Annotated in this window: 11 protein-coding genes; 9 read left to right on the top strand and 2 right to left on the bottom strand. The window is 46.6% G+C overall.

Annotated elements, in window-relative coordinates:
- Nucleotides 1–45: 45 nt before the first annotated feature.
- The 8 genes from BST96_RS19440 (at nucleotide 46) to BST96_RS19405 (ending at nucleotide 8,968) form a co-directional block, all read left to right on the top strand.
- A complete protein-coding gene (locus BST96_RS19440; RefSeq protein WP_157118021.1) occupies nucleotides 46–2,886 on the top strand; it encodes an ATP-binding protein in 2,841 nt (946 codons plus the stop codon).
- Nucleotides 2,887–2,896: 10 nt separating this feature from the next.
- On the top strand, nucleotides 2,897–3,307 hold the full coding sequence (gene mce / locus BST96_RS19435) for a methylmalonyl-CoA epimerase (protein ID WP_085760282.1): 411 nt from the start codon (nucleotides 2,897–2,899) through the stop codon (nucleotides 3,305–3,307).
- A 19-nt stretch (nucleotides 3,308–3,326) separates the two neighbouring features.
- The gene (scpA, locus tag BST96_RS19430) at nucleotides 3,327–5,480 is read left to right on the top strand and encodes a methylmalonyl-CoA mutase (RefSeq protein WP_085760281.1); all 2,154 of its coding nucleotides are present in this window, start codon (nucleotides 3,327–3,329) and stop codon (nucleotides 5,478–5,480) included.
- Nucleotides 5,481–6,437 carry a methylmalonyl Co-A mutase-associated GTPase MeaB gene (gene meaB / locus BST96_RS19425; RefSeq protein ID WP_085760280.1) on the top strand — a complete coding sequence of 319 codons (957 nt, stop codon included), beginning with the start codon at nucleotides 5,481–5,483 and terminating at the stop codon, nucleotides 6,435–6,437.
- A gap of 12 nt (nucleotides 6,438–6,449) precedes the next feature.
- Nucleotides 6,450–6,926: a YiiD C-terminal domain-containing protein gene (locus tag BST96_RS19420; RefSeq protein ID WP_085760279.1), complete on the top strand. Its 477-nt coding sequence runs from the start codon at nucleotides 6,450–6,452 to the stop codon at nucleotides 6,924–6,926.
- A gap of 16 nt (nucleotides 6,927–6,942) precedes the next feature.
- Nucleotides 6,943–8,310 carry a cysteine--tRNA ligase gene (gene cysS / locus BST96_RS19415; RefSeq protein ID WP_085760278.1) on the top strand — a complete coding sequence of 456 codons (1,368 nt, stop codon included), beginning with the start codon at nucleotides 6,943–6,945 and terminating at the stop codon, nucleotides 8,308–8,310.
- Nucleotides 8,311–8,379: 69 nt separating this feature from the next.
- Nucleotides 8,380–8,700 (top strand): transcriptional regulator, encoded by a 321-nt coding sequence (locus BST96_RS19410; RefSeq protein ID WP_085760277.1) that lies wholly within the window; start codon nucleotides 8,380–8,382, stop codon nucleotides 8,698–8,700.
- Entirely contained in the window at nucleotides 8,693–8,968 is a 276-nt protein-coding gene (locus BST96_RS19405; protein ID WP_085760276.1) for a helix-turn-helix domain-containing protein, read from the top strand. The genes BST96_RS19410 and BST96_RS19405 overlap by 8 nt, the downstream gene beginning before the upstream one ends.
- A 14-nt stretch (nucleotides 8,969–8,982) precedes the next feature.
- Here the strand turns inward: BST96_RS19405 and BST96_RS19400 are convergent, their stop codons facing one another.
- Nucleotides 8,983–10,284: a BamA/TamA family outer membrane protein gene (locus tag BST96_RS19400; RefSeq protein ID WP_085760275.1), complete on the bottom strand. Its 1,302-nt coding sequence runs from the start codon at nucleotides 10,282–10,284 to the stop codon at nucleotides 8,983–8,985.
- Nucleotides 10,285–10,391: 107 nt separating this feature from the next.
- Nucleotides 10,392–11,378: a GlxA family transcriptional regulator gene (locus BST96_RS19395; protein ID WP_085760274.1), complete on the bottom strand. Its 987-nt coding sequence runs from the start codon at nucleotides 11,376–11,378 to the stop codon at nucleotides 10,392–10,394.
- 144 nt (nucleotides 11,379–11,522) lie between these two features.
- Between BST96_RS19395 and BST96_RS19390 the strand changes: the two genes are divergently transcribed.
- Complete coding sequence (locus BST96_RS19390; RefSeq protein ID WP_085760273.1) at nucleotides 11,523–13,385, top strand: beta-ketoacyl synthase; 1,863 nt, start codon at nucleotides 11,523–11,525, stop codon at nucleotides 13,383–13,385.
- Nucleotides 13,386–13,501 lie beyond the last annotated feature (116 nt).

Here is a 13,501-nt window from a genome sequence, read left to right as displayed (position 1 = left end):
TATAAAAAAAGCCAAGCCAACAGAATTTTAAACAGGATTAACAACGTGAAAACAAGCAACGATTATTATCTTAACAATGCATTAATACATAGCGATCGCAAGCTGATCAACGCCCAGTCAGAGTGGGTGCGCAGCTTTAACTGTGAAGATATGAAACCTTTAATTATCTGCCGTGGCCCCATCCGTAAAGAAGCGATGGATGTGTTTGATGAAATGGGTATTCATGGTTACGGTATTTTACTGTCTGAAAAAGACTCCATTACCTATACCAATGCATTAGCACCTGAATTACGTAAGCTTACCGACCCTGATCGTGTCCACCGCGTACCTGATTATACCGGTGCTACCAAAGAAGAGCGTGCCGAGCGTATTCAGCAAATTATCAATATCGCCCATAGCAATGGTTATAACGCTATCTTTGCTGGCTATGGCTTTATGTCAGAAGATGCCGAAATGGTTGAGTCGATGGAAAATGCTGGCCTGAACTTTATTGGCCCTTGTTCCTTTACCCAGCGTTCTGCGGGTATGAAAGATCAGGCAAAACGTACTGCACTTGAAACCGGTGTGTCGGTAACCCCTGGTGTTAATAACGCAACCAGCCTGGCTTTGTTTGCCAAATATGGCAAAGACGGTTTAGAGCAATGCGCCAAAGACAATAACCTGACTGTCGACTTTGCTAGCTGCAAGGACGATGAAGAAAAAGCGTTAGCCTTACTGGCTGCATCCTACAGTGCCGGTATTGATATTATCGTTGCTGCCGATATCGGTTTGGCTTTGCAGGTTGAAGCCAAGCGTATGCTGGCCGAAAAACCCAATAATCGTTTCCGTTTAAAAGCGATTGCTGGTGGCGGTGGTAAAGGTCAGCGTATTCTGAACTCTGCCAGCTCCTATGAAGGCGCAACGCTGGAAGAGCAAGTAGAAAAAGCTGCCGAAAATGTACCGGCCCTGGTGCTTGAATGTCTGATCGAATTAAAAACCAACGGCGTTGGCGATAACAAAAATGTTCTGATCGAAATGAATATCGATACTACCCGTCACCAGGAGATTCAGGTGGTAGGTAACGGTGAGTGGTGTATGACCATGGGCGGTCGTGACTGTTCATTACAGATGCACGAACAAAAACTGTTAGAAGTGTCTGTTACCGAAGAAGAATTAAATACCGCTATTGCTGCTGCCGAAGCGGCTGGCAATGCAGCGGAAGTTGACCAGTTGAAAAAGGATTTGGAAATTCTGGCCAAAATGGAGCATGAAGGCTCTGTCTTCGGCAAAGCCGTTAAGCTGGATTCCGTAGGTACCTTTGAGTGTATCGTTGATGGCGAAGCTCATTACTTTATGGAAATGAATACCCGTATTCAGGTAGAGCACCGTGTTACTGAGCTTTGCTACAAGCTGAAATTTGTCAATCCTGATAATCAGGACGACTACTTTATTGCCGAGTCACTGGTTGAAGTGATGGTATTAATAGCACGTCACACTACACGTTTACCTGCCCCGGTTCGTTTGCCGCGTGAGGCAGCTTCCGTTGAAGCGCGTTTAAATGCAACCAACCAAGCCTTACAGCCACACGCTGGCGGCATTATCGAACGCTGGTCAAACTGTGCGGAAGGTGAAGTACGTGATGATCAGGGTATCAGTATGCATAACCCTGATACCGATGTCTTTATGAAGTACCACTTGGCGGGTGCTTATGATTCTAATATTGCGCTGTTATTAACCGTGGGCGATACCCGTCTAAGCAGCTATGAGCGTTTGGCGGAAGTGATTCGTCGTACCAATTTACGCGGTAAAGATCTGGCGACTAATCTGGAATTCCACTACGGCTTGGTAAACTGGTTTATTGGCCAGAATATTAATGCTCGCCCAAGCACACGCTTTATCGTGCCTTATCTGACCGCTGTAGGTCAGCTGAAAGAAGTGGCCAATAATATTGATTTAAAATTTGCCTATAACCAGATTCGTGGCAAATACCTGAGTGATGCTGGCGACAATAAAGCGGCCTTTATCAATGCCCTTGATCGCAAAGCTGGTTTATTACTGCGTCCCTTGGATATGCTATTTGCTGAGCCGCATATTTTATCCGGTTGGTTAAGTCTTAATCACAAAAACTACAGTGTTGATGGCGAAACTATTACCTGGTTAAAGAACCCGATTGAGTTAGTCGCTGATCTCTACCACTACCTGAATATGGATTATATTGCCGGCAAACCTGCCGCCAATATGATTTGGGATCACGACAATGAGTTATTGCAACAGGCTGTTTCTTTTTACGCCACATTAAATGAGCGTCTGGGTACCGATAACTTTACTGACCTGAATCAGGCAGTAGCAGGGTCTGCACCCAACGGTTTTAGTGCTGAGCAGTGGAGCGAAGTGCAGGCAGCCCATGCCGGCTTCCAGGCGGGTACTGAAATTATTTCTGTACTGCCATATATCGCTTTGCAAACCGGTTACTTTGATCTTTCCGTTAATGACGACCTAAGTATCAATATTCCTGATGCACTGACCGATGAAGAGTTGCAGGACAAAATGGCCAAGGTGTTAGTACCACCACCGGTAGCCAAGTCCGATGAAATTCTTGCAGCCAGTGGCGGTATGCTATACCCCCGTGAAGCACCGGGTATGGATCCGTTTGTAGAAGTTGGCTCACACTTTAATGAAGGTGATCCACTCTATATTGTTGAAGTTATGAAAATGTTCAACAAAGTCTATGCACCATTCTCCGGTACCATCGATAAAATTTTAGTGGAAGGCGATGGCGTGATTATCAAAAAAGGCCAGCCGCTATTTAAAATCACACCTGATGAAATTGTTATTGTTGAAACCCCTGAAGAAATTAAAGCGCGTCGCCAAAAAAGCACCGCTTCGTTTTTGCAGTACGTAAAATAGAGTAGATAATATGATTGTTGCATTAGATCACGTAGCTATCGCTGTTCCCGATTTGGAAGCCAGCATTAAGCGTTTTATGGAAGACTTCGGTTTAACCTTTGAAGGTACTGAAGATGTAGAGGCGGCTAAAACCTCTACGGCTTTCTTTCCACTACCACCGACCAGTATTGAGTTAGTTCACCCGCTGCGTGGTGAAGGTCCCATTGCTAAATATTTGGAAAAGAAAGGCGGTGGTATGCACCACCTGTGTTTCCGCACCGACAATATTGAAGAAGATATTGCTCGCTTAAAAGAGAAGGGTTACCAGTTTTTATCGGATGGCCCCTCTAATGGTGCCCATAATTCCAAAGTTATTTTTATTCACCCCAAGTCTTGCGACGGTGTGTTGATTGAACTCAATCAACCCGGTGAAGAGCACTAATATTACAAAGGTTAAAACCATGTCTGATTACAAGCCCAAAGAAACCAGCGTTGAAGAGTGGAAAGAAATTGCCACTAAGCAAATGAAGGGTAAAGCCCCGGAAGAACTCACCTGGAATACGGCTGAAGGTATTGATGTTAAATGCCTTTACACCGCCGAAGATATAGAAGGGCTGGAATACACCAATACCATGCCCGGTGCTGCGCCTTATATCCGAGGCCCGCAGGCAACTATGTATGCCGGTCGCCCATGGACCATTCGCCAGTACGCAGGTTTCTCTACTGCTGAAGAGTCCAATGCCTTCTACCGCAAAGCCTTAGCGGCAGGTGGTCAGGGTGTTTCGGTTGCTTTCGATTTGGCTACTCACCGTGGTTATGACTCTGATCATCCTCGTGTTACCGGTGATGTGGGTAAAGCGGGTGTAGCAATTGATTCCATTGAGGATATGAAAATCCTATTTGATGGTATTCCACTGGATAAAGTTTCAGTCTCTATGACCATGAACGGCGCGGTACTACCTGTATTGGCGGGCTATGTCGTTGCAGCCGAAGAGCAGGGCGTGAGTCAGGACCAACTGGCTGGTACTATCCAGAACGATATCCTGAAAGAATTTATGGTGCGTAATACTTATATCTACCCACCAGCCCCTTCAATGAAAATTATCGGTGACATTATTGCTTATGCCACTGAAAATATGCCTAAGTTTAATACCATTTCTATCTCCGGTTACCATATTCAAGAAGCGGGTGCTGATGCTGCTTTGGAATTGGCTTACACCTTGGCTGACGGTAAAGAATATATCCGCACAGCGATTGCCTCCGGTTTAGATATTGATAAGTTTGCCCCACGTTTGTCCTTCTTCTGGGGCATTGGCATGAACTTCTATATGGAAATCGCCAAAATGCGCGCGGCGCGTTTATTGTGGGCTGAGATTGTTAGTGAGTTTAATCCCACTAACCCTAAGTCTTCCATGTTACGTACCCATAGCCAGACTTCAGGTTGGTCGCTAACCGAGCAAGACCCTTATAACAATGTTGTAAGAACAACGATTGAAGCCATGGCTTCAGTCTTCGGTGGTACTCAGTCTTTGCATACCAACGCTTTGGATGAAGCGATTGCACTGCCTACAGAGTTCTCTTCTCGTATTGCCCGTAATACCCAGCTAATTATCCAGGAAGAAACCGGTATTACTAAAGTGGTCGATCCCTGGGGCGGTTCTTATATGATGGAGAGCCTGACCAAAGAGATCGCTGATAAAGCCCGTGAACTGATTCAGGAAGTAGAAGATAAAGGCGGTATGGCCAAGGCTATCGAAACCGGTATCCCCAAACTGCGTATCGAAGAATCGGCAGCGAAAAAACAGGCTCGTATCGACCGTGGTGACGACGTTATCGTCGGTGTTAACAAATACACTCTGGACGAAGAAGACGATGTTGATATTCTGGAAATCGATAACAATGCAGTACGTGATTCACAGATTGCACGTTTGGCCGACATTCGCAGCAACCGTGATGAAGCCGCTGTTGAAGATGCGCTGGAAGCGATTTACCAGTGTGCCGTGACGGGTAACGGTAACCTGCTAGACTTAGCAGTGAAAGCCACTCGCTTACGGGCGACAGTCGGGGAGATTTCATTCGCTATGGAACGTGAATTTGGTCGCTTTAACGCTAACTCGCAAACGGTCTCAGGTGTTTACGGTAGCGCTTATCAAGATGACGAAAACTGGCAGGGTATTTCCGGTGATATCGACAACTTTGTAGAAAAGCATGGTCGTCGTCCTCGTATGCTGGTTTGTAAAATGGGCCAGGATGGTCACGATCGTGGTGCCAAGGTTATTGCTACCGCTTTTGCCGATGTAGGTTTTGATATCGATTTATCGCCTATGTTCTCAACCCCGGAAGAAGTCGCCAAGCAGGCAGTAGAAAACGATGTTCACGTTGTCGGTGTTTCTTCGCAGGCGGCAGGCCATAAAACATTAGTACCTTCATTGATTGAAGAACTGAAAAAGCAGGGCGCTGACGATATTATTGTTGTTGCCGGTGGCGTTATTCCTAAACAGGATTATGATTATCTGTATGACGCAGGCGTTAAAGGTATCTTTGGTCCCGGTACCAAAATTCCTCTGGCAGCCCGCGATGTTCTCGACTCTATCAATGCGGCGTACAAACTATAAATGACGATCGATCTCGACCAACTACAACAGGGTAATCGCCGGGCGCTCGCCAAGGCGATTACTTTGGTCGAGAGTAAGCTGGATAACCACCGCGCGCAAGCTCAGCAAATCCTCGAACAGGTTTTACCCAAAACCGGCAACAGTATTCGGATTGGTATTACCGGTATTCCTGGTGTTGGTAAATCTACTTTTATTGAAACTTTCGGGCTTTACCTCATAGAGCAGGGTAAAAAGGTTGCCGTATTGGCGGTTGACCCTAGTTCACCCTTGGCCGGTGGTTCTATTCTGGGTGATAAAACCCGGATGGAAGAACTATCCCGTCGCAACGAAGCTTATATTCGACCCTCTCCCTCGGAAGGCGCCCTGGGCGGTGTAGCCCAGAAAACCCGTGAAACCATGTTGCTATGTGAAGCGGCAGGCTACGATGTGATTATTGTAGAAACGGTTGGCGTAGGGCAAAGCGAATACGAAGTGGCCGGTATGGTCGATTTCTTTATGGTGTTAATGCTGCCCAATGCCGGTGATGAATTGCAGGGTATCAAAAAAGGCATTATGGAATTGGCCGATGCGCTAGTGGTCAATAAAGCCGATGGTGAATCCCTGAACCTCGCCGCACAAACCAAGCGCCATTATGAAAATGCGCTGCATCTATTAAGACAGTCTTCTTTCTGGTCACCGCAGGTATTAACCTGCTCGGCTCAGGAAAAAAACAATATCGATACTGTTTGGGGCATGATCTCCAACTACCATATTGATGCTGTTAAAAATAACGCCTTTTATGAAAAACGCTCCCGCCAGAATCAGGAGTGGATGGATAAGTTATTATTTGAAATGCTGGAGTTAAAACTCAAGCAAAACCCCGATGTGAAGCAGCAGCTTCCCGATCTGCATAAAAAAGTGGTTAACGGCGAAACCACACCGTTTATCGCCGCTAAAACATTAATCGATTTACTATAAGGTTTTTCATCCATGGCTGATTTATTACCTCCCGAACAGGTAAGCCCTTTGCTTGGTGAGTTTTTTGCCGAAACACTGCCCATTACCAAATACCTGAATATGCGAGTGCATGAGTACACTGGTGATAAGTTTTCACTGGCGATTGATTTGGAGCCCTCTATCAATGACAAGATGACTGCCTTTGGTGGCAGCCTTTATTGTGTATCGGTAATGAACTGCTGGGGTATGGTTTATCTGCAAGGTCGCCAGCGGGGCATCAACCCCAATATGGTCGTAAGTCATGCCGAGATTGATTATCTGGCGCCGGTGGACGATGAAGTGATTATCGCCACCTGCTATGAGCCGGAAGATGCTGACTGGGATAGTTTCTTTGAGTCCTTTAATAATCGCGGTAAAGCCCGCGCCAAAGTCAGTTCCAGTATCTGGTGCCGGGGCAAAGAAGCAGTGCGTTTTAATGGCCAGTATGCAATTATTGGTTTGATTGATTAATTAGTAGAACAACACCATGACCTTAAAAGTTTACAACAGCTATAGCGGCGAAAAAGAAGTCTTTACCCCCATCGAAGAAGATACCGTAAAGATGTATGTCTGTGGCCCTACGGTTTATAACCGCGTGCATATTGGTAATGCGCGTCCGGTCGTGGTGTTTGATACTTTGTATCGTTTGTTAAAAACACTCTATAGTAATGTTATCTATGCCCGTAATATCACCGATATTGACGACAAGATAATGCAGGCAGCCAAAGACAATAACGAAGCCATTAGCGATATTTCAAGCCGCTATACCAAGGCCTATTTTGACGATATGGCTGAGTTAAATAATCTTGAGCCAGATGTTATTCCTTTTGCCACTGAGCATGTTGGTGAAATGATTGCCATGGTAGAAACCCTGATTGAAAAGGGTCATGCCTATGCTGCCGAAGGTCATGTGCTATTTGATGTTAAATCCATGGACGATTACGGCAAACTGGCCAAGCGTTCCTTAGAAGATATGTTAGCCGGTGCCAGAGTTGAAGTGGCCGCCTATAAAAAATATGCCGGTGACTTTGTATTATGGAAACCCTCGTCAGAAGAAGAACCCGGTTGGGATAGCCCTTGGGGTAGAGGTCGCCCTGGTTGGCACCTTGAATGCTCCGCTATGATTGAAAAACACTTAGGCAATACTATTGATATTCACGGCGGCGGTGTCGATTTACAATTCCCTCACCATGAAAACGAAATTGCCCAAAGCACCTGCGCCCACGGCGGCGAGCAGTTTGTTCGTTACTGGATGCATAACGCCTATATCAATATTGATGGTGAGAAGATGTCCAAGTCTTTGGGCAACTTTAAGATGGTCAAAGACCTGCTGGATCACTATCAGGGTGAAGTATTACGCTTTACGATTTTGTCAGCCCATTACCGCTCTGAATTGAATTTTAGTGTTGATGCTTTAGATGCCTCCAGGAAAACATTGGATAACTTATACAGCTATCTTCAGTCAGTGAAAGATATCGCAGTCGATGATTCGGTGGATATTACCAGCACTGATATTTACCAGGCATTGCTGGACGATTTAAATACCCCGATTGCTATCCGTGAGCTACACGCTTTAGGTAAAAAGATGAAAGCAGCCAGCGGTGATGAGCAAGCCCAACTTAAATCAGTCTTTGTCAAAGTAGCTGGCTTGATGGGTTTGTTGCAGCAAGATCCAGAGGTCTGGTTTTATGTTGAAGCGGCTGAAGGTGCAATGTCAGATGCGGAAATAGATCAGAACGTAGCAGCAATGGCTCAGGCCAGAAAAGATAAAGATTATGCTGCCGCCGATGCGATCAGGGATAAACTGCAACAGCAGGGTATTAGCCTAACCCGTGATGGCTGGAAACGCAGCTAGCCTTCGGTCCTTCCCACCCCTCACAGATCAATCCTTGACATGTACCCCGTTGGGGTATATCGTGCCCGCATGGATGTTATTGAGATACCTCACTTCACGGATGTTGTGGCCAGCTATTTATCGGATGATGAATATGCTGCTTTGCAATGGTATTTACTGTTAAACCCTGATGCAGGCGATTTGATACAGGGTACGGGTGGTATCCGAAAAGTCAGGTGGTTTACTTCCTGGTACGGCAAACGGGGAGGTTTAAGGGTTATTTACTATTACCGGCGTAAACCCATGGAAATTTGGATGTTAACCGTTTATTCAAAATCAAAAAAACAAGACCTGACCACTAGGGATAAGGAGGTTTTGAAGCAGATCGTACGGGAGATAAAATATGACTGATTTAGAGATAGATCTTGAGAAACAGTTAAAAGCTATTCGCGAGCATAAAACAGACCTTAGCAAGCTCCGCACGCACAAACTGCAGGACCCGGTGCCCCCGGCCGAGATAAGAGAGCGCCTTGGTTTGTCGCAAGATGCATTTGCGGCGCTATTAAATATTTCAGTAAAAACTTTGCGCAATTGGGAGCAGGGGCAGCGCTCACCACAAGGCCCAGCCCTGGCTCTACTGCGAATTATTGACCGCAACCCTGAAGTCTTATTTAACTGAGGGGTTAGCAGCCCCTAATAAGTATGCCCAAAAAACATCTGCACCTCGCCGCCTTCCTCTGATCCGGCGGCATCTACCCGTAGCACCAAATCCGATAGCATAACCCTAAAACCTGCGCCTACTGTTACTTTCATATCCCTGTGCAGTTCGCTCATGCTATATGAAGGTGCTACCCGTCCAACCTCTATAAAACCAATCCACTGCCACCAGGGAATAGGTAACACATTAATCAAGGGGATATCAGGGGCCGGGTTCCACTCAGGTGTAACACGGTATTCGGCTGAATAGTTTATCGCCGCTCGGTCATGAAAGCGGTTGGTACCAAAGCCACGCTGACGGTCTATACCACCCAGGGTCGAGCCTTCAAATAAAGGGGCGCGGTGAAAGACTTCATTACCCTCATTATCTGTATGTGATGAATTCCATGTGGGTACATCCGATGTCCAAAAATTTAGTGCCAGGGTTCGTTGGCGAATATTATCGCCTAAGGCTAAGGGAATATATTTGCTGTAAGAAAACTGCACGGCTGAAAAGGTTGGCGACGCGTCCTGCGCTCCCCAGTCTCTGGCAAAGGATAGAGTTTGCTTGCTACCGTAACTAGGGTTGATATACCAATCGGTATTATCATATTTTAATGCCAGCTTAAGACCGGAGGTAATATTGTCATAGTCGTTATCAAATTCATCGTTAAAGTTTTGATCGCGATAAAAGGGTTCCAATTCCACTGTGGTTCTGCCTGAGGTCAACGGGTTCCATGCTCTACCTCCAGCTTCATAGCCTTCTATCAATAAGCCGCCTTGCGTGGCAAAGGTATGGATAGGTTTGCCGGCGCCATCACCAATGGGTAATAAATATTTTAAATACATACGCATATGAAGGTCGGTGCCATCGGCAAGAATAAAATTATTCTTATCGGAGTCATTGCTGCCCGCTCTTTCATTATTAAAATCTGGGTTGCCATCTTGGTAACTTTCCGTTTCTCCCCAGTTGGCATACATCACCTGGCCGTCGATAAATAAACGTTCCAGAAAAGGTACCTGATAATCGACAAAGGCAAAAAATACACTGGAGCTATCGTTGCTGCTATAGAATGCGTTGAACACCATGGCTGTTTGCGGTTGGTATACGCCCGAAGTGGTTACTGCTACGGCGGCAGCGACTTCGGTATTTTCATTGTAAAAGGCGTAGGGAATGGCCAGGACTACTGAGTCGTCATCGTCATCTTTGAGTTCGTTGATATCGATATTGAGGTTATAGGCACTGGCAAGTGTCGATGCCAGCAATACAGGTATAACAGCAAGTAGCTTAAGGCTCATAGATAATCGCTAACAGGTAGGGTGGATTGTAATCCACCGTATTAGTGTTTTGTGAAGGTGGATTTTAATCCACCCTACTGCTTCGGGGGATTGTATTACATCTCTTGTTAAATCACTTTAAATAATTTTCCCCGTACTGACTTGCGGTAAGCCAGTGGAGTTTGCCCCATCGCTTTTTTAAAACGTCCGCAAAAATAACTGCTGTCCTGATAGCCCGACGCGGAGGCGACCTCCTGAATGCTCAAATTACTGGTACGTAGTAGCTCCCGGGCATTATCCAGACGTTGGTTTTGCAAATAGTCACTAGCTGTAGTTCCAACTGCCTGTTTAAAACGCCGATTAAATGTGCGCGGGCTAAGGTCTAATGTAGCCGCTAATTCTGACAGGTGAATATTGTCGCGATAATTCCGTTGCAGCCACTCCTGCGCCTCAATAATGGTTTCATCCTGATGAGGGCTGCTGGCTTCTTCCGCATAGGCGTGGTCGGCAAAGGGGCGACGAATTTCCGGCGAGAATTGGCCTTCAACTTGTCGAGCAATTGCCTGGCCATAACGCTGCTGGATAAAGTGCACCATTAAATCGGCAATCGAGTTAACGCTACCCACACAATAGATCCTGTCGGCCTGGGTAATTAAGTATTGACGCTTAAGCTCTACCTGTGGGTAGCGCTGCGCAAATTGGTCACAGTAATACCAGTGGGTCGTGGCGGGTTGATTATCTAACAAGCCAGCCTCAGCCAGAAAATAACTGCTGGTACCCACCGCGCAAATTAAACTTTGCTGTTTCGCCTGGCGCTGTAACCAGGGAATAATCCAGCGGTGTTTTTTCAAATTATTGACCGGATTACGCCATAGCGAGGGGATAATCACCAGATCTGTCTGTTCGATCATATCCGGTGTTGCCGTGGCCACAATACTTAAGCCACCGGCGGTGACTACCGGCCCCAGTTGCTGGCTAACGATCTCTATCTGTAGGCGGGGTTGTTTACGGTTGCGGGTACGTACCTGCTCATTGGCCGCATTAAGGATTTCCAGTGGCAGGCTAATACTGGTAGCCAGGCAGGTGGGCGGGGCCAGAATGGTGATATGTTGCACAGATAGATGCCTCAATCGGTGATTGGCGTAAAAGCTCTATTATATGTCCTTTTAGTTTTATTTTAATAGCCGTTTTCCAAGTAAAATGTTCTGCAATTGCTACATTACTTATAACGACGACGTATTACCCAGACAGGATATAAAATGGCTCGAATTCCAGTAATTACCGGTTATGGCGGGATAAACACCGCCGGTAGAAGTTCTTTTAACCACGGTTACCGCCGCTTGATATTGGATGCTTTGTCTCAGGATAAGGCTGATCAGACCTACCGCAGCCTGGCGAGTTTAATGAAGCTGGAATTTGAGGGTACTGAGCAGCAAAAACAGTTTATCCGTGACCATACCCTGATCCGCAAGATTGAAGATGAACGCTTTCAGGTGGATGGTATCCGTATTAATAAACGTATGCCCGTCAGTGTCTCCGGTGATGATTCCGCCAGTTTTATTACCAAAGCCCGTAATTTACCCCAGCATATCCCCGACAATTGGCAGGTGACTGCTATCGAAGACAAAATGGTCAAGGTGGATATCCAGGGCGAAACCGAGTTTATGTTCCCCACTAAGCGCGGTATTACAGTGCAGGCTGCTGGCCAATTGCCCAGTGGTTTTGATCCCGGCAGTTTATACCCGGCCCGCAGCCATCCCCGTGGTTTGCAAATGGCTGTGTATGGCGCGTCCGATGCCGTGCAATCCATGGGTATCGATTGGGATGTAGTTTGCCAGCATGTTTCTCCAGATCAAATCAGTGTGTATGCCGGTTCTGCCATGGGGCAGCTGGACCAGCACGGCCATGGTGGTATGTTAGGCGCCCGCTATAACGATAAACGCACCACCTCCAAACATTGCCCCTTTGGTTTGGCGGAAATGTCAGCGGACTTTATTAATGCCTATGTGCTCGGCAGTATGGGTAATACCGGCACCTATGTGGGTGCTTGTGCCTCTTTTCTTTATAACCTGCGCGCCGCTGTTAGCGATATCAAAAATGGTGTTGCACGGGTAGTGGTTATTGGCAGCAGTGAAGCACCGGTTGAATCTGATGTAATGGAAGGCTATGCCGCGATGGGGGCATTGGCAACGGACCAGGCACTGTTAGAGTTAGATGCAAAACTGGGTTTAAACAGCCCGGATCATCGCCGCGCTGCCAGACCTTTTAGTAGCAACTGTGGCTTTACCATTGCCGAGTCATCGCAATATATTGTGCTGATGGATGATGAGTTGGCAATGGAGTTGGGTGCCACTATTCATGGCGCAGTAACGGATGTGTTTGTTAATGCCGATGGCCATAAAAAGTCGATTTCTTCCCCTGGCGTAGGCAACTATATCACCATGGCCAAAGCTGTAGCTTCGGCTCGTGCTTTGCTGGGTGATGAGTCTGTTAGGCAGCGCTCCTTTGTTCAGGCCCATGGCACCAGTACCCCACAAAACCGAGTGTCCGAGTCGCATATTCTCAATGAAACCGCCAAGGTGTTTGGTATTGAAAACTGGCCGGTAGCGGCCATTAAAGCCTATGTAGGTCATTCCTTGGGTTCATCGCCGGGTGACCAGATTATGGCCACGCTAGGTGTTTGGAACGATGGCATAATTCCGGGTATTGGCACCATTGATCATGTGGCTGAAGATGTTTACCAAAGCAATCTGCAACTGGGTAGTGCCCATATTGATGTCGGCCCTCGCAATATTGATAGTGCTATTCTTAACGCTAAAGGCTTTGGTGGAAATAATGCATCAGCGACGGTGATAGCCCCCCATATTGTTGAAACCATGCTGAGTAATAAATACGGTGAAGAGGCCATGACCGCCTATAAAACCCGTAATGAAGCTGCTCTGGAGCAGGCTGCGGCCTACGATGAGTCTGCTATGAAGGGCGATGCATTACCGATCTACAAATTTGATCACAATGTGTTGGGTGGTGAGGATATCGACTTCTCTAGCAGTAAAATCAAAGTGCCTGGCTACGAGTTTGATATTGAGTTGGATGTCACATCGCCCTATGCGGAGCTGCTTTAAATCGCATTTTGGTCTTTGCAGCGGGGTGGATTTCGTTATACTGGAGCATAGTTAATCAGGCGATCAGGGAGATCGGCACACTATCAATGGATATTTGGTTAAACGGAGTAGGCAGC

Source organism: Oceanicoccus sagamiensis (assembly GCF_002117105.1).
GTDB lineage: Bacteria > Pseudomonadota > Gammaproteobacteria > Pseudomonadales > Dasaniaceae > Oceanicoccus > Oceanicoccus sagamiensis.
The sequence above is the reverse complement of the archived record's forward strand: the minus strand, read 5'-3'. Positions and strand labels throughout refer to the sequence as shown.

Coding starts and splice junctions, on each gene's coding strand:
- mce (WP_085760282.1), top strand. CDS start 2,897: ATGATTGTTGCATTAGATCACGTAGCTATCGCTGTTCCCGATTTGGAA.
- scpA (WP_085760281.1), top strand. CDS start 3,327: ATGTCTGATTACAAGCCCAAAGAAACCAGCGTTGAAGAGTGGAAAGAA.
- meaB (WP_085760280.1), top strand. CDS start 5,481: ATGACGATCGATCTCGACCAACTACAACAGGGTAATCGCCGGGCGCTC.
- BST96_RS19420 (WP_085760279.1), top strand. CDS start 6,450: ATGGCTGATTTATTACCTCCCGAACAGGTAAGCCCTTTGCTTGGTGAG.
- cysS (WP_085760278.1), top strand. CDS start 6,943: ATGACCTTAAAAGTTTACAACAGCTATAGCGGCGAAAAAGAAGTCTTT.
- BST96_RS19410 (WP_085760277.1), top strand. CDS start 8,380: ATGGATGTTATTGAGATACCTCACTTCACGGATGTTGTGGCCAGCTAT.
- BST96_RS19405 (WP_085760276.1), top strand. CDS start 8,693: ATGACTGATTTAGAGATAGATCTTGAGAAACAGTTAAAAGCTATTCGC.
- BST96_RS19400 (WP_085760275.1), bottom strand. CDS start 10,284: ATGAGCCTTAAGCTACTTGCTGTTATACCTGTATTGCTGGCATCGACA.
- BST96_RS19390 (WP_085760273.1), top strand. CDS start 11,523: ATGGCTCGAATTCCAGTAATTACCGGTTATGGCGGGATAAACACCGCC.